This is a genomic window from Pseudomonas sp. AA-38 (assembly GCF_029457475.1).
GTDB lineage: Bacteria > Pseudomonadota > Gammaproteobacteria > Pseudomonadales > Pseudomonadaceae > Aquipseudomonas.
Genome location: NZ_CP120359.1, coordinates 2460053 through 2484508 on the forward strand (window position 1 = coordinate 2460053; position 24456 = coordinate 2484508).

The following is a 24456-nucleotide window of genomic DNA, read 5'->3' on the forward strand; positions in this document are numbered from 1 at the left end:
ACTGAGCTCACCGTGGTATGGTCTGCGCTCTTTCCTGCTCTGACTGCTCAATACCTGACAGCATGAACGCCTCGAAAATCTCTGCCTGGCTGCCTACGCCGCCATAACGCTTAGCCCCCTCCCTGAGTCAGCTCGGCTTACCGACTGATTCGTCTTGCTGCGCCTGTAGCAAATCTGCCGTTCCACACGGCGCCACGTGACTCCTACAACTTGAACCTGACGCTTCCTGCACGCCGTCTTGGCATTGTGCTGTCGCGTCCATTGCCTTGGATTTACTGATGTTGCAGACAATCAAACAGAATTGGTTTTCGAATCTGAGAGGCGATGTGCTCGCCGGTCTCGTCGTTGCGCTTGCGCTGATTCCGGAGGCCATCGCCTTTTCCATCATCGCGGGTGTCGATCCCAAGGTCGGCCTGTATGCGTCGTTCTGTATCGCCGTTGTGATCGCTTTCGTTGGCGGTCGACCCGGCATGATTTCGGCGGCAACCGGGGCGATGGCGCTGCTGATGGTGACCCTGGTCAAGAACCATGGCCTGGAGTACCTGCTGGCAGCCACGCTGCTGTGTGGAGTGCTTCAGATCGCCGCCGGGTACCTGAAGCTCGGCTCGTTGATGCGCTTCGTGTCTCGTTCGGTGGTGACCGGATTCGTCAATGCGCTGGCGATCCTGATCTTCATGGCACAGCTACCTGAACTGACCAATGTCACCTGGCACGTTTACGCCATGACGGCTGCCGGCCTCGGCATCATCTACCTGTTTCCCTATGTACCCAAGCTCGGCAAGGTGATTCCCTCACCGTTGGTGTGCATCCTGGTCTTGACCGCAGTTGCCATCTATCTCGGACTGGATATCCGCACCGTCGGCGACATGGGCCAACTGCCGGATACGCTCCCGATCTTCCTGTGGCCTGACGTGCCACTGACCTTCGAGACCCTGGCGATCATCTTTCCTTACTCGGCAGCACTGGCTGTGGTCGGTCTGCTGGAGTCGATGATGACCGCGACCATCGTCGATGACCTGACCGATACCACCAGCGACAAGAACCGCGAGTGCAAAGGTCAAGGCGTTGCCAACATTGCTTCGGGCCTTATGGGCGGCATGGCCGGTTGCGCCATGATCGGACAATCGGTGATCAACGTGAAATCCGGAGGCCGTACCCGTCTTTCCACACTGATCGCGGGAGTAGTGCTGCTACTGATGGTGGTTTTCCTCAGTGACTGGGTCAGCCAGATACCAATGGCCGCGCTGGTGGCGGTGATGATCATGGTGTCTATCGGCACCTTCAGTTGGGACTCGCTGCGTAACCTGCGCAAATTCCCCCTCTCCACAAACATCGTGATGGTTGCGACTGTGGTCGTGGTGGTCTTCACCCACAACCTCGCCTATGGCGTTCTGGTCGGGGTTCTGCTGGCTGCGATGTTCTTCGCCAACAAGGTCGGTCATTACATGGCGATTGGCTCAGAGCTGAATGAAGCGGCCGACCACCGCACCTACAAGGTGATTGGCCAAGTGTTCTTCAGCTCGGCCGACAAGTTCGTTGCGGCGTTCGATTTCAAGGAAGCGATTAGCAAGGTGACCATCGACCTGAGTCGCGCTCACTTCTGGGATATCACTGCCGTCGCTGCTCTGGACAAGGTGGTGGTCAAGCTGCGCCGCGAAGGCACCGAGGTCGAGGTGCTGGGCCTCAATGAGGCCAGCGCCACTATCGTCGACCGTTTTGGTGTGCACGACAAACCCGATGCCATCGACCAACTCATGGGCCACTGACAAGGAGAACAACGATGACCTACGTTACCGCTTGCATTGACGGCTCCGCCTCCGCCCCTGCTGTTTGCGACTATGCGGCCTGGGCCAGCCAGCGCCTGGATGCCCCGCTCACCTTCCTGCATGTATTGGATCAACGCCAGTATCCGGTGTCCGCCAATTTGAGCGGCAACATCGGTTTGGGCAGTCGAGAGCATCTGCTGGATGAACTCGCCGCGTTGGACGAGCAACGCAACAAGCTGGCTCTGGAACAAGGCCTCGTCATGCTCGCTGCCGCGAAGGAGCGGGCCATCGCCGACGGCGTGAGTTCGCCGGAAACCAGGCAGCGCCATGGCGATCTTCTGGAAAGCCTGCGCGAGCTTGAAAACGACATCCGCGTGCTGGTGATCGGTCGCCAGGGCGAGTCCAGTGACGGTGCCGAACTACACGTCGGCAGCCAGTTGGAAAGTGTCATTCGAATCATGCACCGTCCTGTACTGGTAACGCCGGCCAGCTTCAAGAAGCCGGAAAGCGTGATGCTAGCTTTCGATGGCGGCGCCACCACGCGCAAGGGAGTTGAGATGTTGGCCGCCAGCCCTTTAATGAAAGGACTTCCTATTCATCTGGTGATGGTCGGAACTGAGACGACAGAGAATGCAGTGCAGATGGAGGCGGCCTGTTCAACACTGACCTCGGCAGGGCACAAGGTACATACGGCCATCCGGACTGGGGAGGTTGAACCCGCACTGCATGCCTACCAAGAAGAGCACGGTATTGATCTGCTCGTGATGGGCGCCTACGGGCATTCTCGAATCCGGCAGTTCCTGGTGGGGAGCACCACTGCCCACATGCTGCGCACTACTACCAGCCCATTGCTTCTATTGCGCTAGATTGCTGTGAGGGGGGAGAGCGCGCGAATTTTCCTCTTCAGCTGCCTGTTCCGACAGGCAGCTCTTGGCCAATTTCTGCCGGTTGTGATCGGCAGTCCGTGACCGCAGGTCGCTCCCTATCTGATAGTAGGGTTCACCCTCAGCGCTGGGAACTATTCGGCTAACAACGTTGTAATCCGGTTGACGCTGATTACTTTTCGCTCCAGATCATCTCGAAATGGGTAGTCTGGATGATCGAGGTGACAGGGCGCGGAGCCATCAGCGCCCTGCAGACGTTGCCTGAGGGCGAAACGAGTTGTGGCGAAGGCCTTTGCATACCGCCCGCTTCATTTCGCTTCCCAATTTATTTGGGTACCCGGCGAGTGGTTCTGCCGACTGACTGCTATTACAGGCAACAACAGCGCTCTGTGATCTACGCCAGCTCGCGTATGAGTTCTGGATGCTTGCTCAGGATACGGATCAAGACAGTGGCCTGATCGTTGGGCTTTGAGCGGTTCTGCTCCCAGTTCTTGAGGGTCGCAGGCTTGGCGTGAATGGCCTGGGCGAATACACCCTGAGACATCTTCAGCTTTTCGCGCAGTGCGACGATTTCCGCACCTGTCGCGGGCTCGATTGGCGTGTATTCGACCTTGTGGGTACGCAGCGTACGCTTGCCTTCACGTGCTGCGGCCAGGTCATCGAAGCCTTCGATCAGCTCGGAAAAAATATCGCGTTTGGTCATGGTGCTTGCCTCGTCTTCACTTCGCGCTCAAGGAGCGCTTTCAACTGTCTGCGCTGGTCACTGCTCAGGTCATCGAGTTCGTCTTTGTCATACAGGGTGAAGAGCCAGAACTGCAGACAGCTGTGCCAGTAGTAGTAAATCACCCGAACGCCACCGCGCTTCCCTTTGTTGCGCCTGGCCGATCCGAAGCGGACCTTCCTCAGACCACCGCTGTTGGCGATGACTGCGCCTGCCTCCGGGTTGGCCAAGAGCATCTGTTGGAATAGCGAGTATTCGCCGTCATCCAGGTAGGCTTTTCGGTTGCGCTCAAAGGGTGACAGTTCAACGAACAATGCTTTCATATGTGTACGCTATTTGCGTATGTTTAATGGTGGCTATCTTCTTGTCAAGAAATGAGCAGGTGGCCAGATATAAGAAATGCGGCAGCCTGGCTGGGCTGCCGCTAAGACGCTCTTCTGAGAGGGCTCGCCGCGAGGGGAGATCTAGTGCCTGGGGCGATCAGGCGATTTCCTTCTGTGATGTGTGATCCGGCAGCAACGCCTGGCTTTCCGCCGGGCTCACCCGCCCGATAAACCGCGCCAATTGTTCGGTCGGTTCGCCTTCGCGCCTTACCAAGTAGGTGGTTAGCATCGATGCGCAGCCGTCTAGCGGCCTGGCCACGACGTCCGGATTGTTGAGTTCGTTGATGCGCGCCAGGCTGGAGAAACCCAGGCCGTAACCCGCGGCCACCAACGCCATCATCAGATCCAGGGTTGGAACGCGGTCGGCAATAGTCAGTCGCGTATCTACGGCGCCAAGCACCCGCTGCAACTGTTGCCAGAAACCTTCGCAAACTTGCGGATCGCAAAGGACTAACGGGTAGCGCACCACCTCGTTGAGCGGCACGCGCCGGTAGCTCAGCAGTGGGTGGCGCGCAGGTACCGCCACAACCAGTGGGTCGAACCAGACCGGCTCGGCCACCAGCCCATCGCCAACCTCTTCGGACTGTGCAAGCCCGATGTCGTACAGGTCGTCGCTCAGGCCTCTGACCTGTTCGCTAAAGGTGACTTCCGACAGACAGATTTCGACTTCCGGTTCTTCCTCGCGACACTGGGCGAGCAGGGCCGCCAGGCGCGCCTGGGGAATACCGTCGGACAGTGCTACGCGAATACGCCCACGGTAGCCGGCCGCTGCGCTCTTGACGCTGGCCTTGGCCTGGTCGACCACGGCCAGCACCCGGCGCGCTTCTTCCAAGAGCACCTTGCCGGCCCAGGTCAGGCGCGTGCGCCGAGTGGTGCGCTCGAACAGCTGGACGCCCAGGCGGTACTCCAGCTCCTTGATGATCCGCGATAGGGGCGACTGTTCGATATGCAGGCGCGCGGCGGCACGCGCAAAGTGCAGTTCTTCTGCGACGGCGATGAAACAGCGAAGGTGGCGCAGTTCCACGGCCTTTCCTCCGTCAGTTGTAGGGTTCGGCTTGCACGTCGCCGTTCCAGGTTGGCTGGCGACGCAGGTTGACGATCTGCAGCAGGGCGCCCAGCGCGGCGACACCACCGGCGCTGGCGGCCAGGGTCCAGGTGGGCATCTGCAACAGCAGCACGAAGCCGCCGGCCGCGGCGCCGATGGCGCTGCCCAAGTAGAGCGCCGACTCGTTCAGGGCGATGGCCAGGTTGCCGTCGCCTTGGGCCTGGCGCGCCAGGATCAGCTCGTTGTTCTGCGGCACCTGCAGCGCCCAGCCGACCGCGCCCCACAGGGCGATGGGCAGCATCACCAGCCAGGTGCTGAGGGCCGCCGCCAGCGGCAGCACGAACAGCGATACGGCGAGGATCAGCATGATGGCGAAGGTCAGCACCGGGCCCTTGATGCGATCCACCAGCGGACCGATCAGGAAGCTGCCCAGCACGCCGCCGATGCCCCAGACCCACAGATAGGGCGTGACCGAACGCACCGCGCCGTAGGCTGGGTCAGCCAGCAGCGGGGCGATGAAGGTGTACATGCCCAGGCTGGCGATGGCGGCCAGCAGCGAGACCAGCAGGATGACCAGCACATGGCCGTCGCCGAGGATAGCCAGCTTCTGGCCCAGCGTGGTGGCGGTGGCTGCCGGCAGGGAAGGGAGCTTCAGCAGCAGGCCGAAGAAGGCCACCAGGCCAAGCAGGGTGACCAGCCACAGGGCGGCCTGCCAGCCGAGCTGTTCGGCGATCAGCAGGCTTAGCGGAACGCCGAGCACCACGCCACTGGCCATGCCACCCATGATGATGGCGATGGCCTTGCCACGCCGTTCAGGAGAAGACACGGCGGCCGAGGCGCCGATGCCCATGGCCAGGTAGACACCGGCGCCGATACCGGCGATGGCGCGCCAGACCATCAGCGCGGTAAAGCTCTCGGCCAGCGCGCTGGCGGCGTTGGCGATGACGAACAGGCCCAGGGCCAGCAGCAGGCCGGCGCGCTGGCGATGCGCCGGCGTCAGGGCGACGAAGATCGGCGAACCCAGTCCGTAGGCCAGGGTGAAGGCGGTGACCAGTTGTGCGGCCACCGCGACGGAGACTGCGAACGAGGCCTCGATCATCGGGATCAACCCGGCGGTGACGTAGGAGGCCATACCGAGGGCAAAGGCCCCCAGCGCTATGAGGTAGATGGGTGATTGGTTGGGTGTGTGCATGCTCGGACTCGCTTGCGTTGCAGGAACGCGTGGGTGGTACAGCGAATGGATGCGGCCCCGCACCGGGGCCGCATCCGGTTGGGGACTAGAGTTCGAGGCTGACGTCGTACTCGTTCAGCCAGGTGTTGAGGCCGACCGCCAGCTCCATGCCCATGCGTTCGTACATGGGCGAGACACCGCCGAGCGGCTTGGCCAAGGTTTGCTGGATACGGCCGCTGTCGAGCAGGGGCGTCACCGGCGCATTGCGATCCGCCTGGATGGCGGCCAGGGCGTCACGCAGCGCCTGCTCGTAGGCCGGATCCTGCGTCGAGGGGTAGGGGCTCTTGACCCGCTCGCTGATCGATTCGGGCAGCAGGTCGCGGGTCGCCGCGCGCAGGATGCTTTTCTCCCGCCCGTCGAAGGCCTTCATCGCCCAGGGGATGTTGAAGGCGTACTCGACCAGGCGGTGGTCGCAGAACGGCACCCGCACCTCGAGGCCGACGGCCATGCTCATGCGATCCTTGCGGTCGAGCAGGGTCTGCACGAAGCGGGTCAGGTTGACGTAGCTCATCTGCCGCATGCGCTGGTCCACCGCGCTTTCGCCGGGCAGTACAGGCGCCTCGGCGTTGGCTTGGACGTAGCTGTCGCGCAGGAAGCTCTGCATGTCCAACTGGGCCAGCAGGCCCGGGTCTAAGAGGGTCTTGCCGTCGAAGTACTTGCCGGTGACCGAGGTCAGCCAGGGGAAGGTGTCGGCCTGGATCGCCTCCGGATCGTGGAACCAGCGGTAGCCGCCGAACACCTCGTCCGCGCTCTCGCCGGACAGCGCCACCGTCGAGTGCTTGCGCACCTCCTGGAACAGCCGGTAGAGCGATGGCCACATGTCGCCCCAGAACGCCGGTGGCAGGTCGAGGGCGCGAACGATCTGTGCCCGCAGCGCCGGATCGGCTAGCTCGCGACTGTCGAGGACGATCTCCTGGTGGCTGGAGCGGATCTTCTCCACCAGGTCGCGCACGAAGGGCGCATCCGGGGTGCCGCGCACGGCGTCGCCGGTGAAGCCGCTGCCGTGATCGACGAAGTCGACGGAGAAGGAGCGGATGTTCTCCTTGCCGGCGGCCAGCAGCTTCTTCGATGCCAGCGCGGTGATGATCGAGGAGTCGAGGCCGCCGGAGAGAAGGCTGCACAGCGGCACGTCGGCGACGATCTGGTGATCGACGATGTCCTCCAGCAGGTCGCGGGTGTGGCGGATGGTCTCGTCCAGCGTGTGTTCGTGCTCGCGTGCCTCCAGCTTCCAGTAGTGTCGGCGACCCAGGCCCTGGCGGTGGATGCGCACGATCTCGCCTGGCATCACCTCGCGCATGCCGTCGAACACGGCATGGCCCGGCGTCTTCACCATCTCCAGGATCTCGCGCAGGCCGTCTGCACGCACCTTGCGCGGTACCAGCGGGTTGGCCAGCAGCGCCTTGGGCTCGGAGCCGAACACCACACCGTCCGTGGTGGGGAAGTAATACAGCGGCTTGACGCCCATGCGGTCGCGGATCAGCAGCAGTTCCTGCGAGCGCAGGTCCCAGATGGCGAAGGCATACATGCCGTTGAGCCGCTCGACGAAGGCCTCGCCCCATTCGACATAGGCACGCAGCACCACCTCGGTGTCGCTGCGGGTCTCGAAACGGTGGCCAAGTCGTTGCAGTTCGGTGCGCAGCTCGCGGAAGTTGTAGACCTCGCCGCTGTAGGTGATCGCGGCAACCTCGCGCGGGCCTCCGTGCATCGCCGTCATCGGCTGGCGACCGCCCTCCAGGTCGATGATCGACAGGCGCCGATGACCCAGGCCGACCGGGCCATCGATCCACAGCCCGCCGGCATCCGGCCCGCGTAGGGCCATGGTGTCGGTCATGCGCTGCAGGGTGTCGCGTTGCGTTTCCAGATTCTGGCTGTAGGACAGCCATCCAGTGATTCCACACATAATCGTTCTCCTTGTGATTGGGTTACCCGAGGCTTTCCAGGTCGCTGTCCTCGGCCAGCAGCACGCGCGTCTCGCCATGGGCGTAGCGCGCCGGTGCTGGGGTTTGGGCATGGGTTTCCAGGTCATTGAGCAGTCGCTGCAGCGCCACGGCGGTATCAAGGCCGGCGAAGGGCTGGCGGGGCGGTTCCTTTAGCGCCACGGCGCGCACCACCTGCCGGCACAGCCGCGAGAGCTTGTGCAGGGTGTTCAGGCCAGGCTCGTCGGGGGCGGTGGCGAACGCGTGCAGCAGCTCCTCGACGCCGTTGGCGCCGCGCGTCCAGATGCGCAACTGGTCGTGATCCCAGCGTGGGGTGTCGAAGATCAGGCGTGCATGGATCAGTCGGGCGTCGCGGTCGACGAAGCTGAAATCCACAGTGCGCTGGCGCGCGATGTTGACGAAGCTGGCGTAGCCGGTGACCCGCGCCTCGCCCAGACTGGCGGTGAGCTGCACGGTGTCGAGCACCTCTGCGCCGGAGATCGAGAAATCCGAGCGCACGCCGAGCACGCCATCGAGCCGGAGCTGGCCGGCGCGCGGGCAGACCCAGCCGAGCAGATCCAGGGCATGGATCACCTCGCTGGTCACGCCGCAGGTCGGGCGGTAGTCGTTGATGCGGTCCTTGCCCCAATGGAAGCTGGCCCGCACCAGCTGCCAGTCGTGGCGCTCGACCCACTCGCGCAACTGCCGGGTCGCGTCCGAGTAGCGCTCCACCAGATCCAGGGCAAAGCCGCCGACCTGCTCCAGCGCACCGAGCAGCTCGGCCAGATCGTCACTGGGCGTGACCAGCGGCTTCTCGCAGAGCACGAAGCCCCGGTAGCCGGCCAGTTGCTTGAGCACGGGCGCATGGCTGTGGTCGTTGACGCTGACCACCACGATGTCCGGCTCGAACACCTGCAGAGCCCGGTCGACGCTGTCGAAGTAGGGCAACTCGGTCGTCTTCTGGCTGCGCCCGACATAGGCCAGCGACAGCGGCAGGCCGGTGCTTGTGGCGATATGCTCGAAGGCGCGGCGGTAGCGGTTGCCGGCGTAGCCCAGGCCGATGATCAGGATCTTCATGCCGAGGCCTCCTGGCGGATCAGCAGGCGCTCATCGCTGGCGGCGAAGCCCAGGGCCTGGTAAAGCGTGCTGGCCGCCGCGGTGCTCTGCAGCACCACGCAGCCGACGCCGCGGTTGGCAAACCAGCGCAGCAGGTGCTGCATCAGCTGCCGGGCGATACCGCGACCGCGCCACTGCGGCTCCACCACCACCGACTGCACCCAGCCGGACAGGCCGTTGAGGCAGCCCGGCGCCGGCGCGCGTTGGTCGATGATGGCCGTCGCGCAGCCCAGAACCTGGCCGGATTCCTTGTGCTCGGCGGCGAGGATCTGCACGCAGTCGCTGTCGTTCAGGCGGCTATTCAGCCAGGTGCGGTAGGCCACCCGCCAGCGCGCCGCGTCCTCCGGCGTATTGCTCGAATAGCTGGCGTTGGTGCCGTCCAGCAGATACGCGCGCAGCTCCACCAAACGGGCCAGGTCGGCCTGGTTCGCCGGACGTACTGTGAAGAAGGACTGTTCCATCTCAGGCCACCTCCGCAGCAAACACCTCGGACGCCAGTGGGATGCTGAAGTAGTCGAAGGTCTCGCGCAGCGACACCGCCAGATGTTCGATCTGCGCATCGCTGTGGTTCGGCGTAGCGTTGACCCGGAAGCGCTCCGTCCCTACCGGCACGGACGGATAGTTGATCGGCTGCAGGTACACACCATGGTTATGCAGCAGGCGTTCGGCCGCTGCCTTGCAGCGCTTGGCTTCACCTACCCGCACCGGTAGCACGTGGGTCTGCGAGCAGGGCATCACCGGCACGTCATGGTGCTTGAGCCGCTCGCGCAGCTTGGCGGTCTGGGCATGCAGGCGATCACGCTCGGTACTGCTGGCCTTGAGGTGCTCGACGCTGGCCAGGCAGCCTGCGGTGATGGCCGGCGGCAGTGAGGTCGTGAAGATGAAACCTGTGGCGAAGGAGCGCACCGCATCGACGATCACCTGGGTCGAGGCGATATAGCCGCCGATTACACCGATGGCCTTGGCCATGGTGCCCTGGATGATGTCGACCTGATCGGCTACGCCCAGCTCGGCGGCGATACCGGCGCCGCGCGGGCCGTACATGCCCACTGCATGCACCTCGTCGAGGTAGGTGAGGGCGTTGTAGCGCTTGGCGATCGCAACGATCTCGGCGATTGGGGCAATGTCCCCATCCATCGAGTAGATCGACTCGAACACCACAATCTTCGGCTGACCCAGCGGGTAGCTGGCGAGAATCTGCTCCAGATGCTCGACATCGTTATGGCGGAAGATCTTGCGCTCGTTGGGCGTGGAGCGAATGCCGTTGACGATGGAGGCGTGGTTTAGCTCATCGCTGATCACCACGCAGTCGGGGATGCGCCGCAGCAGGCACTGGAGGGTGGCATCGTTGGAGCCAAAGCCGGTGGGGAAGACCAGCGCCGCTTCTTTGCAATGCCAGTCGGCCAGGCTCGCCTCCAGGCTGGCATACAGCTCGTGCGAGCCACCGATATTGCGCGATCCGCCGGAGCCGGCGCCGTAGGTCTCCAGCGCGTCGTGCATTTGCTCGCGTACGGCGGGGTGTTGTGACATGCCGAGGTAGTCGTTGCTGCACCAGACCACCACCGGTTCTTGCTCACGGCCATCCAGTTTGGCCAGCGGGTACTGGCCGCAGATGCGGCTGAGGGTGGTGAAGGTGCGGTACTGGTTGGAGGACTTCAATGTCTCCAGTTGTTCCCGAAGAAGGGCTTGGTACATCCGTTTATCTCCTTAGCAAATGGGTGACACGTCTCTGCTGACTTCCTCATCTAGCGAGAGCCCTGGCTCGGGCATTCGCGGCCAGGTCGGGGTATTCTTCTCGGGATTTATAGGGGTTACAATTTGACTGTTTATCCTAGTACTGGAGATAACCGGATGAGCGCGCCTCGCACAGCTGAACGCACCCGGGTAGAGCTGGCCGAATTCCTGCGTAGTCGCCGCGAACGAATTTCGCCGGCGGAGGTGGGGCTGCCTTCAGGTGGCCGGAGACGCACGCCTGGGCTGCGCCGCGAGGAAGTCGCGGCCCTGGCCGGGGTGGGTTTGTCCTGGTACACCTGGCTGGAGCAGGGGCGGGATATCAGCGTGTCCGCGACCTTCCTCGACAACCTTTCGCGCACGCTCAAGCTGGATGCCACCGAGCGTCGCCACCTGTTCCTGCTGGCTCACCAGCGTCTGCCGCCAGAGCCGGGCAAGACCTGGTGCACGGTACCAGCGCTGATTCATCGCCTGATGGGGGATCTGCCGTCTCGTCCGGCCTACGTGCTCAACCTGCGCTGGGATGTGCTGGCCTGGAACGCTGCGGCAGATCGGGTGTTCGGTTTCTCTGCGCTGCCGGCGACCGCCGCAACCTGTTGTGGATGCTGTTCACCAGCCCGACCATGCGCGAGTTGTTCAACCCTTGGGATGAGCAGGCGCTACAGATACTCTCCAGCTTCCGCCGCGACTTCGTGCGGGCGACCCAGGATCCGGATATCGCCGCGCTGGTGAAGGATCTGGAAAAGGCCTCGCCGGACTTCAGGGACTGGTGGCGGCAGCAGGACATCCACGGCCCGTGCCAGGGGATACGCCACCTGTACATCGAAGCAGTTGGCCAGGTGGTGTTCGAACACACCACGCTGACCATCGACGAGGACCGCCACCTGCGCCTGGTCTACTACGCGGCGAAGGAAGGCATGCCGCAAAGCCGAGACTTCGAGCAGTGGCTTCAGCAGGAGCCGGCGCTGGTATAAGCCCAAGCGCCGATTGCTCAACCAATCGACGGCCCGCGCTGGCGGCCGAGTTGCCAGGAGACGCTGTTGCCCTGAATCACTGCCGATACGCTCTGCCCGAGCCTCTGCTCGATCACCGGCTTCCACGGCACCAGGCTGAAGCCGATGCCATCATCGAGCAGGGCATAACGGCCGCTGGCCAACTGCACGCTACGTCGGTAGATCCCATTGACGCGCTGGCCATCGACTGCCGGGCGGTACTGCAGGCCCGTCTGCGCCGAGATCTCGCGCGCTACCGCGGTCAGCTCCCTTCCGCGCAAGGTGGCCAGCAGGTTGCGTGCGAGCACCACGCGTTGGCCCAGGCGTTCGGCCAGCCCCTGTTCCACCAGAAAGTCGGCACGCTGTCGCAACGCTTCACGCACCTCCTTGCCGAAGCCCTTGTCGATCAGCTCGCGGTTGCCGCCGATCAGTTGTTGGTCCAGCCAGGTCGCACCGAGGGCGCGCACTTGCTGCTCAAGGGGCTGCGGCGTGCGCAGCTCGACGGCGACGTCGCCCAGGCGGCGGGCGTCATGCTGCCGGCCTTGCTCGGGCAGATCGGCCGGCACCCGCCAGACGCCCTCGTCCAGCCGCTCGACGATACCGGCTCGGCGCAGGGCTTCCAGGCGCCGCACATGGCGCTCGACGAGTGCCTCGGGATCCTGTCCCTCGAATGCCTGTGATCGTGCCAGGGCCAGGTGGTGATCGCTGCGATACAGGCCGTCCGCAGCCAGCGAAGCAATCGAGCGATCCACCGCGCGCGGCTCGCTCAGGCTGCGTGTTTCCACCACGCCGCCGATGGGGTAGTCAGCCAGCTCCGCGCGGGCGGGCAGGGCCAGGTAATGCGCCTTGCCGTCGAGCCCGTCGACCACCAAATAGCCACGGTCGTTTAGCTCATCGGCCAGCCCCTTGGCCACGATCCGGCCGACCACCCCGGGAGTGCCCTTGCCCGGCTCGAAGACCGCCAGCTCGCGCTGCAGGCTACCCATGGCCCGCTGCATCGTACGCACGATATCGCCGCGCTCACCCATGGCGCGCAAGGTGGACTCAGCGTCCTCCCGCAGAAGCCATTGCCCGGGCCGAACTTCATGAGCCAGTTCAAACTTCTGCAACTGCTGCAAGCGGCCGATCAGCAGTTGCCGACGTGGGTGGTTGGCAAGTGTCTTCAGGCTCAGACCGCCGGCCAGGCGTTCGCGTAACAGGGTGCGATCCAGGCTGGTGAAACGCTCCTGCTGCACCTCGCGCTGCAGGCTCTGCTGGATCTCCAGCTCGGTACGCGGTCCCAGCCATTCGGTGGCCAGCTCCGAGGCGCGGTTGCGCATGCCCTCGGCGATGTAGTCGCGGGCGATCACCAGGTCCTTGCCGGTATCGTCCTTGCCGCGCAGGACGATATGGGTGTGCGGGTTGTCGGTGTTCCAGTGGTCGACCGCCACCCAGTCGAGGCTCGTACCGAGGTCGGCCTCCATCCTACTCATCAGGTGGCGGGTATAGGTGCGCAGGTCGTCGAGCTGCTCGGCATCCTCGGGCGAGACGATAAAGCGAAACTGGTGGCGATCGTCCCGACCGCGCTCCTCGAATGCATTGAGGTCGGCCTGGTCGGTCAGCGGCCCGTAGGCCTGGCCCGGATCACCCTCGCGACTGACGCCGTCGCGCTCGATGTAGCGCAGGTGGCTGAGCGTCGAGCGCTTGCCGGCCTGGCGTAGGTTTACCAGGCGCGTCTTGATGGTGACGCGACGGGCGTTGGACGGCAGTTGCTTCGTGCTGAAACGCGCGGCGACATGCCCGCGGCCGAGGCGGGCGCCGGGCTGGTGGCTCGCCTTGCGCGGCTTTCCGGTACCGGCCTTGTTGGCCTGGCGCAGCACCTGGTTGACGAAGGGTTGGCCGCGTTGCTGCGGTTTGCCCGGCTGCGGGCGAAAGCGCAATTCGTCATCCGGACGGCTTCCCTTGCTCATGTTTGGACTCCTCCAAGTTGATCGCAGTGCGGCGTGTCAGGCACGCTTTTAAGCCAGTGTCGCTGTGGGGCGAACACGATTTCGGCACCTGGCGACGCGGACGCTGTGTCGCCGCCAACCCCGGTGCAGACTGCTTTCCAGGCCAGCGAAGTGCCGCCCCCTTTTATCTTGCCCTCCGCTTTTTCCGTGCCTTTGCGCTGCTGAGTTGGGTAATCAGGAGATACGGGACTGCGACTTCCAAAGCTCCTGGCCGGCAGGTAAGGGCAGAGTTATCTGCAGCCAGGTGGCCCGCGAGTGCGAACATCGAGCGCATGCAGTCGGCATACGGGGCGACAGGGAAACGGCCAGCTCATCGACGCGACTCCAGCCACAAGGGCTGCGCCCGACCGATCACTGCGTCGGCAGACACCGGGCCGAAGTAGCGGCTGTCGAACGACGCCGGGTTGCTGCTGCTGAGCAGGAACAGCTCGTCACCAACTAGGCGCCGACAGGCCTGCCAGGTTGGCAGCGCGCGACCCTGTCGATCCCACCTCAAACGCCTGACCATAAGCACGCCATCGATACGCACCTGACTGCCTTGCATGCACACCCGCTGCGGCGCCACTGCCGCCAAGGTCTTCAGCAACGGCACGTTCGCCGGCAGGTAGCCGCGTTGCGCTGCCAGCGACCTAACCTCCGGCGGCAGATGAACCAGCACCATATCGCCCGGTGCCAACGAGTTGGCTGGCGAAATGCGGTACCAGCCGACGGGCACGCTGTCGGACGCGTTGTAGACCAGCTGCGGTGGCGACGTTGTGAGCGCCGCCCAACCTAGGGCCAACAAGCTGCAGGCGAGCAGCGCCAGTGTCCACCGTACGCCGAGAGTACCCAGCGTCATGTCGTGGCCTCTGGAAACTGCTTCTCCAGTACTTCGCGCAGCATCTCTGCCATGGTTACGCCACGGTCGAAGGCCGCCAGCTTGATCCGCGTGCGCAGTGCCGGCGTCACGTCCAGCGTTAGCCGGGCGCTATAACGCTCGACCTTGTCGTTATCGATTCCAGCGCCTTTGCGTATCCAGGCTTCGGCCTGCGGATCGGCAAGCGGGCGTGCACCGATACCGATGCGCTTGCTGCTCATGGCGACCACCTCAGCAACTCGTCGACCAGGCTGCTGACCTCGCGTGCAGCAGCGCTATCCGGCGCCAGTTCAGGTGCCAGCTTACCGGCTGCCACGCTCTCGGCGAAGACGATGCGCTGGCGTACTTCGGCCTGCAGTGCCGGTAGCGGTTGGTCGGCCAGGGCGCCCCGCGCTTCGCGGCCGATTACCGTGGTGCTGACGCGACGATTGATGGCGAACGCCGCGCGCAGTGTCGGCCTGAACACCTGCGCTTCGCGGATCAGGTTGACCATCTCCGCGCTGGCCCACAGGTCGTAGGGGCTGGGCTGCACCGGGATCAACACGCGATCCGCCGCCAGCAACGCCGAGCGGGCGAGGGCGGCGATGCGCGGTGGCCCGTCGATGATCACGTGATCGGCGCGACGAGCCAGCTCCGGGGCTTCCTGGTGCAGCGTCTCGCGCGCCAGGCCGACGGCGCTGAACAGCCTGGGCAAGCCCTGCTGGCTGCGCCGCTGCGTCCAGTCCAGTGCCGAGCCCTGTGGGTCGGCATCGAGCAGGATGACGTTCTGCCCGCGCAGGGCCAGTTCGCCGGCGATATGGGTGGCCAGGGTGGTCTTGCCCACCCCGCCTTTCTGGTTGAGCAGAGCGACGATCATGGCCGGATCTCCCCGGCCAAACCGCCCCAATCAGCAGCTGTCCACACACAGGCGCTGCCCCAATAACAAGTTAGAGCTTTTAAGTTAGTAATGTTAGAGAGGGTTGGAAGGCGCGCCAGCCTTGGCCTGTAGAGAAGTTCGTGCGCCTGAAAGCACGTGTTCCGCGCTCCTGATAGCACGGGCCAGCGTGCGCCTGAAAGCACGTCTGGATTCACAGCTTTTCCAGAAGATATCCCCGTGCCGTCTACGGCACGCGCCGGAAGGCCAGCAGCTCGGTCGAACGGGATAGACGCACCACTTCCAGGCGATACCCGGGCAGCGACTGGCGAGCCGCCAGCGCACGCAGGTCGAGGGCGAAGTCCGAGTAGCGCGCCGAGCTGCCCGATTTGCGGTACAGATGGCGAAAGTCGAACTGCCAGCCGTCCTTCTGCTTGCCGCCATGCTTGCGCACCAGGCGATACAGCCAGCGCTCGATGCCGCCGGTGAGACGGAAGTAGGCCGGGTCGATGGTCAGCACCAGGGCCTGATCCAGCACCCCGCTGTAGAACCAGTCCGGCAGGATCAGCTCGATACCCAGTGGCCGGCCATCCTCCGCGGCCAACTCCTTCCACTCGTTGATCCAGGAGAAGCGATGCAGGCGCCGGCCGGTGGTCTCGCGGATCGAGGTGGCCACACTGGTCGACTGTAGCCGATCCAGGGCGGCCTTCAGGCGCTGGTAGTCGCGCAGCGAGGTGCCCCGGCCGATGAAGCGCAGGATCTGGTAGGGCGTTGCACGCATCAGCCGCGAAGTCGGGATACCCGCATCGCGCGCCTCGACAAGCTGGCTGGCCGCCCAGATCAGGATGTCGGCATCCCAGATCGTGGCGATGCCATGCTCCAACGTGCCTTCCACACGCACCGTCACCTCGCCCGAGCGAAAGTCGATGGGTACGGTGCGCCGCGACTTGGCCAGCGAGAAGAACGGATGCGCCATCAGGTCCTGGGCGTCGCGCGGCGCCATGTCGCCCGGCAGCGCTCGGAACAGATCCAGTTGCCCACTCTGGGCAGGCGAGTCCTGAGAGTTGCGGCTCATGGACAAGGGCTTCACTGCTCATCACGCTGTGCTCCCGGGTGGCGGTCGAGGTACTCGGGATCGAAGGTGGTCTCGAAGCTGCGATCAGCGGCCCAAGCTTCGAGATCGGTGAGCGCATACATCACCCGCCGGCCGAACTTGTGAAAGCGCGGCCCGCCGCCGATCACCCGCTGCTTTTCCAGCGTGCGCGGAGACAGCCGCAGGAAGGCCGCTGCTTCGTTGTTGGTGAGGTAGCGAGGGGTAGGGCAGGCCTGTGGCGCTTGCGCCTCAATAGCGCCCTCCACGGGCCGCATGGCATGCGTCGTCGGCCCGGCCTTGCGGTGCAGCGGCGCGTCAAGATCGATGCGATGCGGGTGGCGGGAAAGGTCGTGTGAGTGCGACATGGTGTGTCCTCCGTTGACGTGGGAGGAGCACCGTGCGGTAGCCGTCGCGTTCGATCATACCGGGTTGGGTCTGGGCGAATGCGCAGGCAGGAGGGGCGAGGATTGATACCGGGAAGGTCTGGACGCTGACCGTGTACGCTGATTTACGCGTGTCGCCGGCCACGTTGCTCAAGCACGCCAAGCTCCGTGCGCGCAGCCTACGGATATACGTGCCTACGGCTTTCCACAAAACCGGAAAACCGCAACGGCGGATTTCTGTAAATCCGTAAAAACGTAAATCCGCTTCCCCACCAATCCGTAAATCCTTGGATACGGATCGACGGATTTGGGTAAAACCGTAAGACCGTAACGGTCTCAATCAGCGGACGACCCAAAGAGGTTGCTCCAGGCTGATCGTTGGGTGCAGACGCCTGTGCATCAGCCTTGCGGGTGGGGCGCGAGGGTGGCCGGCAGGACAGGGGCACAAAAACAAGGCACCGGCTCGCCCCGGTGCCTTTCGCTGGCCTAGCGATTCCAGAACACGTGCACCTGCTCGAAGCCGGTCTCCAGGGTGAATACGTCGCCGCTGTATTCCATGTCACGGGCCATGGCACGGTAGTCGATGTACATGGTTAGGTGTTGCGGAATGCTGGTGGTTTCCTCGGTCAGCTCCTGGGCATAGTCGGACAGCGAGCTGTAGCAGCCGCAGTAATCTTCCTCGGCCGCCTTGCGCGCCTGCTCCAGGTCGTTGAAGTGAGCGAGCAGGGCGCCGCCGAACTCGGGGTACTCCTCGATGAAACATGCAATCTCGTGTGCGTTCTCGAGCCCCTCGTACTCACCGAGGCGGTAGCCGTCGAAGCCCTCGAAGTCGTGGATGGCGTATTCCTCCGCACCCTCGACCGGCGAGGCCGCCAGCATGGCACTGACCTGCGCCTGGATGTCGTCCAGCTCCAGGGTGGCGTCGATCCAGACGCCATGCAGGTGACCGGCGTTGTAGGCGGCCAGGTCGGCAACGTAGATCCTGATGTGTTCGCTCATGGCTTTCGCTCCTTCGTCTTCAGGGTTCTGCGCTTGCGCTGCGCATGAACCCCTGCCGACTAGGGCGACTAAGGCGGTCGTGAAAAAATCAGGAAAAATCGCGGAGGATTCACCCAGCGCAGCGGCCGGGTGGAAACCGTCTATTTTTCTTGATTTTGAGGGGGCAAGAACCCCTGCATTTTTGACTCACGGCTGGTGGAGGCCCCCAAACGATAAGGGGAGCCTGTTTGGCTAGGCTATCCTCCGCGAGCCATCTGATTATGGGTATCAAGAGGAGGGCAGCGTCACGGATTCAACAGATACCAGAACATTGCGATCTCCTGCCTGCCGGAGTCCATCCCGCTGTACAGGTAGCGGTCATAACCGCCCAGTTTGAATCCGTAGCGTTTGTAGAAGCGGCATGCGGTGACATTGTTCGACTGCGTCTCGAGCCGCACACCTGCAAGATCTTCTCGGCGTGCCCAGCCAACGGCGGCATCCATTAGACGGCGGGCAATGCCGCTGCCTCTGTGCTGAGCATCGACTGCTATGTCCTCAATGACAGCGAAGTGATTCCAGCCACGGGAAACGGCGAGATAGCCCACAGGCCTCCCGTTTAGCTCGGCGACAACCTTGTTCGTCGCGAATCATCAGGGAAGCGTCAAGGGCGAGAGAAAGCTGCGACATGATCATGCTCCAGTTGTTCGGGCGGAATTGCCCGGAACCGGCCCAGCACGGCGCAGCGCAGCAGTCAGGGGGCGAAAGCCGGCCCAGCCGCAAATGCGCGAAGCGCATGCAGCCCTTGACGGCGAGAACGCCGTGATAGGGTGAGAGGAACAGCAAGACCGCCATTCTACCGATCTCACAGGCGCCACCAGCAAGCGCAGCGCGCAGGCTCTGTCGACCCGACCGAATACGCCCAGGGGCGTTGTGGGCGAGCAGCAGAAAGGCAGCCATGGCGTACAACAGCCAGTGTGAGAGACAGGAGAAATATCGCGCTATGTGACCAATGGCCCATCCTGCAGGGTTGGCAGATGGCCGCTACCAAAATATTCTCCGGTCGCTGAGCTAACGAAGTGCGAACAGGCAGGACGCTGGCCCCATGCACTCCGTTAGCTCAGAACCATCCTTCCTGGTCTGTTTTAACAGGCCACTTCATTGGCATTTGCCATGGCTCAGGTCAGCCCTGACACCTCGCTTCGGCGAGCGTCAGGGTCTTTCTGTGGCCAACATAGTCACCAGTGGTACAGGTCTTGGCGCGCTCACCGCAGCCCTGATGCGAGCACATACGCTGGTGGATACGACTCAGGAAACCCACCTCAAAAGCTCGTCTCTCAATAGCACATGGCAGTAAATCGCGCTCGGCGATCATGACTGCCCAGAGCCAGCCGCTGCGGGCGTTGTCGAGCCAGGTCTGGGCCAGCTTCACGCCCTGGTTGAACGCTTCCCTGCAGTCGGCAGCCCAGATGATTTCGACACCTGGATGGCCATCGTGAGGTGGCAGGCATGTCATAACGCCCTTGCTCATCTGGCACCTCCTCGCACTTCGGAGAGGGCTCGTCGATAGAGCACCACCATCTCGTCGAGTAGATCCAAGGCTGAATATGCAGCGATCCGTACGCGCAGATCTGCCGGCTGCAGCCCATCAGGTTCAGCCAGTTGATTCAGGAGATTGCCGAGCATTACGCCACGTAGTTCAGCCGCAGCCTCGGAGGCTAGGGGAGAGCGTTCGGATTCATGCAGCGGGCTTCGCTGCAGCGGAAAAGGTACAACGCAGGATTCGAACTCAGCCATGGCACACCTCCAGATCAGAGGTGGACAGCAAGACCAGCAGCCCAAGGCGGAGCTCTCGGGTAAAAAGGGGGTAGCGCATTCCTTATGCTCCTCGGACAGTTAGAGGAGCCACCAGTGCCGTTTCGACTCGGAAATGGTGGCGAACCGTACGGGGGTCGAAATACCGGCGTCCGAGGGAACCGGCCAGGCAAAAGCCTGCCCCGCACGGCCCGCCATAGAAATGCAGTAGCTCGGTGAAACTAACACCAGCTACACAGCTATGAACGCTGCCGCGCCCTCAGACAAAGCGGGTTTCGACTCCCGGTCGTGGGATTGACCACGACGGGCGCACTCTAGCCCGAGGGTTTCCGGATGGCAACCTACTGTGGCGTAGTCGGGTTTCTAGTTTCGTGCGTCCGCCCCACAGGTCACCTGGTGGGGTAGGTGAGGGAGTACCCCGCTTGTGGCTTTCGGCTTACCGGCCGCCAGCTCGTAACAGATATCGATCAGCCACCCGCTCCAGTCGCTGGGATCGCGCATCGCTTACTCCGTTCTTTGCCACAAGCATCAACAGCCGTACATCGGACTCTGTGCGCTAGCGTACGGAGTACTCGACCATTGGGCGTATGCTGGAGTCACTGCGCTGCGCTGCGCTTTGCGCCGAGAGAGGCCGATCATGCACGAGTCGCATCTGCCGCAGCAGAACCATCTGCTGGCGGCCCTGACAGCCGAGGTGCGCCAGCGTCTGTTCACGCACCTCGAGCTTGTACCCTTGCCGCTTGGCAAAGTGCTCTACGAGTCGGGCGATACCATGCGCCATGTCTACTTCCCCACCGATTCGATCATCTCGCTGATCTATGTGATGGAGAGTGGCGCTTCTGCGGAAATTTCCGTAGTCGGCAACGAGGGACTGGTCGGAATCGCCCTGTTCATGGGCGGCGAGAGCACGCCGAGCCGAGCGGTAGTACAGAGCGGTGGGCATGCCTTCCGACTCAAGGGGCCGTTACTCAAGGCCGAGTTCGATCGCCATGGCGAGCTGCTTGTGCTGATGCTGCGTTATACCCAGGCGTTGATCACCCAGATGGCGCAGACCGCGGTGTGCAACCGTCATCACTCCATCGACCAACAGCTGTGTCGCTGGCTGCTGTTGTCGCTAGACCGGTTGCCGAGCAACCAACTGACCATGACCCAGGAGTTGATCGCCAACATGCTTGGTGTGCGCCGCGAAGGCGTGACCGAGGCGGCTGGAAAATTGCAGCGCCAGGGCGTGATCGAGTACAGCCGCGGGCATATCACCGTGCTCGACCGGCACAAGCTGGAACAGCTCAGTTGCGAGTGCTACGCGGTGGTGAAGAAGGAGACTGACCGTCTGCTGCCATACGTGCCGCAGCGTCAGGTCAACTGAGGCGTTGCGTGCCGTAGCGAACAGAGCGCCACCACCGGCTTGCCCCAGACTGGCGACGCGGGATGGTCAGGCACCTGCTCCGCACCCCTCCGATTCGTACGTGCCGCAGGGACTCGCCCATGTCAGGGGTCATCCAGAATCTGCTCCTCGCCGGCCTGCCGGTCAAAGAGCGTAATGCCGTGCTGCAGCACTGCGAGCTGGTGCAGCTGCAATTCGGCAGCCTCCTGTGCGAGGCCAACGAGCCGATGCACTACCTGTACTTTCCGCTCACCGCCTTTATCTCGCAGGTGAATATCCTGAGTGGCCATCATCCGCTGGAATTGGGTTTGATCGGCTACGAAGGCATGCTCGGTGTCACCCTTGTACTGGGGGTAGAGACGGCGCCCAGCCGAGCGGTGGTGCAGGGCGCAGGCAGCGCCTTGCGCATCACCATCGAAGCACTGCACGAAGAGCTGCTGGCCAGCCCGCGGCTGCAGCGTCGACTCAAGCGCTATCTCTACGTGTTGCTGGTGCAGCTGTCGCAGAACGCCGCTTGCGGTCAGTTCCATGCATTGGAGCCGCGCCTGGCACGCTGGCTGTTGATGACACACGACCGTGCCCATGCCGACCATTTCCACCTGACTCATCAATACCTGGCCAACATGCTCGGGGTGCGCCGCAGCGGGGTGACCATTGCCGCTGGCGCGCTACAGTTACGTGGGCTGATCCACTACAGCCGTGGCGAAATCAGCATTCTTGATCGGCCGCGGCTGGAGGCGGCGGCCTGCGAGTGCTACGCCGAGATGCTCGACGACTACAGCCGGCAGTTCAGCCTGCCGCTGCGCCGCTTGGCCTGAGTCAGGTACCGTCTGCGCGGCTTACCGGTTGCCATCCGCGTGCACCTCGATACTGTCGTGGAAGAACCGATAGCGGTTGCGGCCGGTCTGCTTGGCCTGATACATGGCACTGTCGGCATGGCGCAGCAATGCCTCGGCACTGCTGCCGTCGGCCGGGAACAGACTGATACCGATGCTGCAGGTGATCTGTACCCCGAGCTGCTCGATGCAGTGCTGCGCCGCCAGGGCGCCGAGAATTTTCCGCGCGCTGACGGCGGCGTCCCGTTCGCCCTGGATTTCGCTCAGCAACACGATGAATTCATCGCCGCCGGTCCGGCTGACGGTGTCCGAGCTGCGCACGCAGGCCAGCAGGCGTCGGGCGACGGATTGCAGCAACTGGTCGCCGACAGTGTGGCCGAGTGAATCGTTGATTTGCTTGAAGTTATCGAGGTCGAGAAACATCAGTGCCAGTGAACTGGCATGCCGTTTTGCCAGGTGCATCGCCTGGGCAATGCGGTCGTCGAGCAACAGACGATTGGGCAGGTGGGTAAGGATGTCGTGCTGGGCCAGGTGCGTCATCTTGTCGGCCTTCGCCTGCGCTGCACTGACGTCATGAAAGACGACCACCGCCCCGCTGACTTGCCCATCGCCATTGTGGATCGGTGCCGAGGAGTCCTCGAACGCCCGCGGTGTACGCGTGCCTTGGTCAGGGGGCGTTGGACGATTCTCTCGCAGGATCTGCGGCGCCGTTGCAGCGCAGCGGCTGGCGTCGCCATCGGGCGGCGGCATCACTTCGGCGATGGAGTGGCCGCGCGCTCGTTCCAGTGTCCAGCCGCTGATACGCTGGGCCGCGCGGTTGAGGTAATCGACACGGCCTAGCAGGTCGGTCGTGATCACCGCAGCGCCGATCGAATCGAGAATGATCTGGGCGTGTGCGTGCTCATGGGCAAGCCGGTCTGCTGGAATCAGGGCGCAGAACGCCTGCGTGGTCCGAGAATCTCGGCCATCGCCGAGAGCTCGATAGAGCATCAGCGGTACGGCCGCGGCGATGCGTGACAGCAGCTCGAAGTTGGTCAGGGCGGTACCGGGATACAGACTCTGCTCGAACAGAGCGATATCCAGACCGCCGGCCTGCGCGCGCATGACCGCATCGTCCAGTCGATCCAGGCATTCGACGACGAAACAGCCGTCGCCGGCCTGGTTCAGTATGGCCTGGAGCCCGCAGCCGGCTGCGGCATCCGTCGAGACCAGGAGAATTCGATAGGCCATGGCGTTTCCCCTTGCCGGTTGCCTGGAGCCTCTTTGCCGGCCGCTTCAGCGCGACGAGGTGAGATTGTTGCTGATGATGATCTCGACCCGACGGTTCAGTTGCCGTCCCGCGGCCGAGTCGTTGCCGGCCACCGGCGAGCCTTCGCCCATGCCTGAGGCGAGCAGGCGGCTGGCGGCGATGCCCTGGCTTTGCAGGTGGGACTTCACGCTGTCGGCACGACGCTGCGACAGACCGAAGTTGGCACTCTCGCTGCCGACGTTGTCGGTGTGGCCTTCAATTGTCACCGTACGTTCTGGATGACGATTGAGAAAGTCGGTGAGTGTGGCCAGGTTATGGTTGGCGTTGCTATTGAGCTCCGCTCGGCCGCTGGCGAACAACAGATCACCCAGGGTCACCAGCAGGCCGCGTTCGGTTTCCTCGGCGTTGAGGCCGTCGATCTGCCGTTGCAGATCGACGTTGCGTTGCTGCGCTTGATCGGCTTCGCGGGTGCGTGAGTCGAGGCGGGCACTTTCGCGTTGTTCGCCCAGTTGCCTACGTTGGTCCTCATAGAAACGCTCCAGGGCGCGAGCACGGGCGATCTCCACCTTGCGATCAGCCATCACCACCAGGTGTTGGCCCAGGATCTCATCGGTTCGCGGCTGTTCGGCAGCCAGTACGGCGGTCTCTGCAGCCTTCAGTGAGACCGGTACACGGCTGGCCAACTGCGGGTCGTTTTGCAACTGAGTCAACCGGTGGCGGGCATCGGCTGCACCCGTCGGTGTCACTGGCGTGGCTGCACAGCCTCCGAGGGAGAAGGCGGCAACCAATAGATAGACTTGCGTGTAGTGCACGTTCATGGTCTCACTCCCGTGTTGCGTTGCATTTCCTGCTTCAGGCTCTCGGTGCTGTCACGCATTTCCTGATTGACGATGAGCGCCTTGGTCATTTGCGAACGGGCCATGGCCAGTTCGGCTTCAGCCCGCGATTGTTCGGCCATGCGCGTGGCCAGCGGCATGTCCTCGTTCTGCACCGCCACTTCTGCGGCTGCCAGTTTCTCCCGGGCCATGCCTAGTTCGAAGGCGGCATGTTCGCTGGCACGGGCCTGTTCGGCACTCTGGATGGCAAATTGCGCGGCCTGCAGTTTCTGGATAGGCGGCACAGGTTGCGATGCGCAGGCCGCGAGCAGCAGGGCGGTTCCGGCAAGGCCCAGTAGCGCTCCGATGCGGGTGGTTTTCTTGGTCTCGTTCATCTAGCTGTCCTCGTGCCGGCGGAGCCTGG

Annotated in this window: 25 protein-coding genes and 1 pseudogene; 5 read left to right on the plus strand and 21 right to left on the minus strand. The window is 63.4% G+C overall.

All coding sequences use genetic code 11. From position 1 onward, the window contains the following. Nucleotides 1-278 precede the first annotated feature (278 nt). Both PVE35_RS11210 and PVE35_RS11215 read left to right on the plus strand, forming a co-directional pair. Nucleotides 279-1766, plus strand: coding sequence for a SulP family inorganic anion transporter (locus PVE35_RS11210; RefSeq protein ID WP_277374665.1), 1488 nt, complete (start codon nt 279-281; stop codon nt 1764-1766). A 14-nt stretch (nt 1767-1780) separates the two neighbouring features. Then, nucleotides 1781-2632, plus strand: a complete 852-nt coding sequence (locus PVE35_RS11215) for a universal stress protein (RefSeq protein ID WP_277374666.1) — start codon at nt 1781-1783, stop codon at nt 2630-2632. 412 nt (nt 2633-3044) lie between these two features. On the opposite strand, the gene PVE35_RS11220 is transcribed toward PVE35_RS11215, so the two are convergent. From PVE35_RS11220 to hemA, 8 genes are all read right to left on the minus strand, one after another. Continuing rightward, nucleotides 3045-3353, minus strand: coding sequence for a transcriptional regulator (locus tag PVE35_RS11220; RefSeq protein WP_196622128.1), 309 nt, complete (start codon nt 3351-3353; stop codon nt 3045-3047). After that, complete coding sequence (locus PVE35_RS11225) at nt 3350-3694, minus strand: toxin (protein ID WP_196622127.1); 345 nt, start codon at nt 3692-3694, stop codon at nt 3350-3352. The genes PVE35_RS11220 and PVE35_RS11225 overlap by 4 nt, the downstream gene beginning before the upstream one ends. Nucleotides 3695-3851: 157 nt before the next feature. Then, nucleotides 3852-4778: a LysR family transcriptional regulator gene (locus PVE35_RS11230; protein ID WP_277372376.1), complete on the minus strand. Its 927-nt coding sequence runs from the start codon at nt 4776-4778 to the stop codon at nt 3852-3854. Between the two features lie 13 nt (nt 4779-4791). Continuing rightward, complete coding sequence (locus PVE35_RS11235) at nt 4792-5991, minus strand: MFS transporter (RefSeq protein ID WP_122109873.1); 1200 nt, start codon at nt 5989-5991, stop codon at nt 4792-4794. Nucleotides 5992-6076: 85 nt separating this feature from the next. Beyond that, on the minus strand, nt 6077-7930 hold the full coding sequence (gene asnB, locus PVE35_RS11240; RefSeq protein ID WP_277374667.1) for an asparagine synthase (glutamine-hydrolyzing): 1854 nt from the start codon (nt 7928-7930) through the stop codon (nt 6077-6079). Nucleotides 7931-7952: 22 nt separating this feature from the next. After that, on the minus strand, nt 7953-9023 hold the full coding sequence (locus PVE35_RS11245) for a Gfo/Idh/MocA family oxidoreductase (RefSeq protein WP_277374668.1): 1071 nt from the start codon (nt 9021-9023) through the stop codon (nt 7953-7955). Beyond that, nucleotides 9020-9523, minus strand: coding sequence for a GNAT family N-acetyltransferase (locus PVE35_RS11250; RefSeq protein ID WP_277374669.1), 504 nt, complete (start codon nt 9521-9523; stop codon nt 9020-9022). The genes PVE35_RS11245 and PVE35_RS11250 overlap by 4 nt, the downstream gene beginning before the upstream one ends. Before the next feature lies 1 nt (nt 9524). Continuing rightward, nucleotides 9525-10757 carry a 5-aminolevulinate synthase gene (gene hemA / locus PVE35_RS11255; RefSeq protein ID WP_277374670.1) on the minus strand — a complete coding sequence of 411 codons (1233 nt, stop codon included), beginning with the start codon at nt 10755-10757 and terminating at the stop codon, nt 9525-9527. Between the two features lie 156 nt (nt 10758-10913). Here hemA and PVE35_RS11260 point away from each other — a divergent pair. Continuing rightward, a pseudogene (locus PVE35_RS11260) lies at nt 10914-11767 on the plus strand (helix-turn-helix transcriptional regulator). A gap of 17 nt (nt 11768-11784) precedes the next feature. Here the strand turns inward: PVE35_RS11260 and PVE35_RS11265 are convergent. From PVE35_RS11265 to PVE35_RS11310, 10 genes are all read right to left on the minus strand, one after another. Then, nucleotides 11785-13734, minus strand: coding sequence for a relaxase/mobilization nuclease and DUF3363 domain-containing protein (locus PVE35_RS11265; RefSeq protein ID WP_277374671.1), 1950 nt, complete (start codon nt 13732-13734; stop codon nt 11785-11787). 349 nt (nt 13735-14083) lie between these two features. Next, entirely contained in the window at nt 14084-14611 is a 528-nt protein-coding gene (locus PVE35_RS11270; protein ID WP_277374672.1) for a S26 family signal peptidase, read from the minus strand. Further along, a complete protein-coding gene (locus tag PVE35_RS11275) occupies nt 14608-14850 on the minus strand; it encodes a hypothetical protein (RefSeq protein ID WP_277374673.1) in 243 nt (80 codons plus the stop codon). The genes PVE35_RS11270 and PVE35_RS11275 overlap by 4 nt, the downstream gene beginning before the upstream one ends. Then, entirely contained in the window at nt 14847-15485 is a 639-nt protein-coding gene (gene parA, locus PVE35_RS11280; protein WP_277374674.1) for a ParA family partition ATPase, read from the minus strand. The genes PVE35_RS11275 and parA overlap by 4 nt, the downstream gene beginning before the upstream one ends. Before the next feature lie 244 nt (nt 15486-15729). Continuing rightward, nucleotides 15730-16557: a replication initiator protein A gene (locus tag PVE35_RS11285; RefSeq protein ID WP_277374675.1), complete on the minus strand. Its 828-nt coding sequence runs from the start codon at nt 16555-16557 to the stop codon at nt 15730-15732. A gap of 11 nt (nt 16558-16568) precedes the next feature. Continuing rightward, complete coding sequence (locus PVE35_RS11290; protein WP_218575876.1) at nt 16569-16850, minus strand: helix-turn-helix domain-containing protein; 282 nt, start codon at nt 16848-16850, stop codon at nt 16569-16571. Nucleotides 16851-17444: 594 nt separating this feature from the next. Continuing rightward, on the minus strand, nt 17445-17957 hold the full coding sequence (locus tag PVE35_RS11295; protein ID WP_277374676.1) for an antirestriction protein ArdA: 513 nt from the start codon (nt 17955-17957) through the stop codon (nt 17445-17447). 284 nt (nt 17958-18241) lie between these two features. After that, nucleotides 18242-18541 (minus strand): GNAT family N-acetyltransferase, encoded by a 300-nt coding sequence (locus PVE35_RS11300; protein WP_277374677.1) that lies wholly within the window; start codon nt 18539-18541, stop codon nt 18242-18244. A gap of 575 nt (nt 18542-19116) precedes the next feature. Then, complete coding sequence (locus PVE35_RS11305; RefSeq protein WP_277374678.1) at nt 19117-19464, minus strand: LasR-specific antiactivator QslA; 348 nt, start codon at nt 19462-19464, stop codon at nt 19117-19119. Further along, the gene (locus PVE35_RS11310; RefSeq protein ID WP_277374680.1) at nt 19461-19730 is read right to left on the minus strand and encodes a hypothetical protein; all 270 of its coding nucleotides are present in this window, start codon (nt 19728-19730) and stop codon (nt 19461-19463) included. The genes PVE35_RS11305 and PVE35_RS11310 overlap by 4 nt, the downstream gene beginning before the upstream one ends. A gap of 655 nt (nt 19731-20385) precedes the next feature. Here PVE35_RS11310 and PVE35_RS11315 point away from each other — a divergent pair. Then, nucleotides 20386-21114: a Crp/Fnr family transcriptional regulator gene (locus PVE35_RS11315; protein WP_277374681.1), complete on the plus strand. Its 729-nt coding sequence runs from the start codon at nt 20386-20388 to the stop codon at nt 21112-21114. 119 nt (nt 21115-21233) lie between these two features. Further along, on the plus strand, nt 21234-21950 hold the full coding sequence (locus PVE35_RS11320; protein WP_017677000.1) for a Crp/Fnr family transcriptional regulator: 717 nt from the start codon (nt 21234-21236) through the stop codon (nt 21948-21950). Nucleotides 21951-21971: 21 nt separating this feature from the next. Here the strand turns inward: PVE35_RS11320 and PVE35_RS11325 are convergent, their stop codons facing one another. Genes PVE35_RS11325 through PVE35_RS11335 form a run of 3 tightly spaced genes read right to left on the minus strand, consistent with a single transcriptional unit; the run spans nt 21972 to nt 24427 of the window. Next, entirely contained in the window at nt 21972-23198 is a 1227-nt protein-coding gene (locus PVE35_RS11325) for a GGDEF domain-containing protein (RefSeq protein ID WP_277374682.1), read from the minus strand. Between the two features lie 45 nt (nt 23199-23243). Beyond that, nucleotides 23244-24035 carry an OmpA family protein gene (locus PVE35_RS11330; RefSeq protein ID WP_277374683.1) on the minus strand — a complete coding sequence of 264 codons (792 nt, stop codon included), beginning with the start codon at nt 24033-24035 and terminating at the stop codon, nt 23244-23246. Continuing rightward, nucleotides 24032-24427, minus strand: coding sequence for a DUF4398 domain-containing protein (locus PVE35_RS11335; protein ID WP_277374684.1), 396 nt, complete (start codon nt 24425-24427; stop codon nt 24032-24034). Before PVE35_RS11335 ends, PVE35_RS11330 begins: the two co-directional genes overlap by 4 nt. Nucleotides 24428-24456 lie beyond the last annotated feature (29 nt).

What these genes read in the sequence shown, in the direction of transcription:
- PVE35_RS11210 (WP_277374665.1), top strand. Translation starts at nt 279, where the DNA reads ATGTTGCAGACAATCAAACAGAATTGGTTTTCGAATCTGAGAGGCGAT.
- PVE35_RS11215 (WP_277374666.1), top strand. Translation starts at nt 1,781, where the DNA reads ATGACCTACGTTACCGCTTGCATTGACGGCTCCGCCTCCGCCCCTGCT.
- PVE35_RS11220 (WP_196622128.1), bottom strand. Translation starts at nt 3,353, where the DNA reads ATGACCAAACGCGATATTTTTTCCGAGCTGATCGAAGGCTTCGATGAC.
- PVE35_RS11225 (WP_196622127.1), bottom strand. Translation starts at nt 3,694, where the DNA reads ATGAAAGCATTGTTCGTTGAACTGTCACCCTTTGAGCGCAACCGAAAA.
- PVE35_RS11235 (WP_122109873.1), bottom strand. Translation starts at nt 5,991, where the DNA reads ATGCACACACCCAACCAATCACCCATCTACCTCATAGCGCTGGGGGCC.
- asnB (WP_277374667.1), bottom strand. Translation starts at nt 7,930, where the DNA reads ATGTGTGGAATCACTGGATGGCTGTCCTACAGCCAGAATCTGGAAACG.
- PVE35_RS11245 (WP_277374668.1), bottom strand. Translation starts at nt 9,023, where the DNA reads ATGAAGATCCTGATCATCGGCCTGGGCTACGCCGGCAACCGCTACCGC.
- PVE35_RS11250 (WP_277374669.1), bottom strand. Translation starts at nt 9,523, where the DNA reads ATGGAACAGTCCTTCTTCACAGTACGTCCGGCGAACCAGGCCGACCTG.
- hemA (WP_277374670.1), bottom strand. Translation starts at nt 10,757, where the DNA reads ATGTACCAAGCCCTTCTTCGGGAACAACTGGAGACATTGAAGTCCTCC.
- PVE35_RS11265 (WP_277374671.1), bottom strand. Translation starts at nt 13,734, where the DNA reads ATGAGCAAGGGAAGCCGTCCGGATGACGAATTGCGCTTTCGCCCGCAG.
- PVE35_RS11270 (WP_277374672.1), bottom strand. Translation starts at nt 14,611, where the DNA reads ATGACGCTGGGTACTCTCGGCGTACGGTGGACACTGGCGCTGCTCGCC.
- PVE35_RS11275 (WP_277374673.1), bottom strand. Translation starts at nt 14,850, where the DNA reads ATGAGCAGCAAGCGCATCGGTATCGGTGCACGCCCGCTTGCCGATCCG.
- parA (WP_277374674.1), bottom strand. Translation starts at nt 15,485, where the DNA reads ATGATCGTCGCTCTGCTCAACCAGAAAGGCGGGGTGGGCAAGACCACC.
- PVE35_RS11285 (WP_277374675.1), bottom strand. Translation starts at nt 16,557, where the DNA reads ATGAGCCGCAACTCTCAGGACTCGCCTGCCCAGAGTGGGCAACTGGAT.
- PVE35_RS11290 (WP_218575876.1), bottom strand. Translation starts at nt 16,850, where the DNA reads ATGCGGCCCGTGGAGGGCGCTATTGAGGCGCAAGCGCCACAGGCCTGC.
- PVE35_RS11295 (WP_277374676.1), bottom strand. Translation starts at nt 17,957, where the DNA reads ATGAGCGAACACATCAGGATCTACGTTGCCGACCTGGCCGCCTACAAC.
- PVE35_RS11305 (WP_277374678.1), bottom strand. Translation starts at nt 19,464, where the DNA reads ATGAGCAAGGGCGTTATGACATGCCTGCCACCTCACGATGGCCATCCA.
- PVE35_RS11310 (WP_277374680.1), bottom strand. Translation starts at nt 19,730, where the DNA reads ATGGCTGAGTTCGAATCCTGCGTTGTACCTTTTCCGCTGCAGCGAAGC.
- PVE35_RS11315 (WP_277374681.1), top strand. Translation starts at nt 20,386, where the DNA reads ATGCACGAGTCGCATCTGCCGCAGCAGAACCATCTGCTGGCGGCCCTG.
- PVE35_RS11320 (WP_017677000.1), top strand. Translation starts at nt 21,234, where the DNA reads ATGTCAGGGGTCATCCAGAATCTGCTCCTCGCCGGCCTGCCGGTCAAA.
- PVE35_RS11325 (WP_277374682.1), bottom strand. Translation starts at nt 23,198, where the DNA reads ATGGCCTATCGAATTCTCCTGGTCTCGACGGATGCCGCAGCCGGCTGC.
- PVE35_RS11330 (WP_277374683.1), bottom strand. Translation starts at nt 24,035, where the DNA reads ATGAACGTGCACTACACGCAAGTCTATCTATTGGTTGCCGCCTTCTCC.
- PVE35_RS11335 (WP_277374684.1), bottom strand. Translation starts at nt 24,427, where the DNA reads ATGAACGAGACCAAGAAAACCACCCGCATCGGAGCGCTACTGGGCCTT.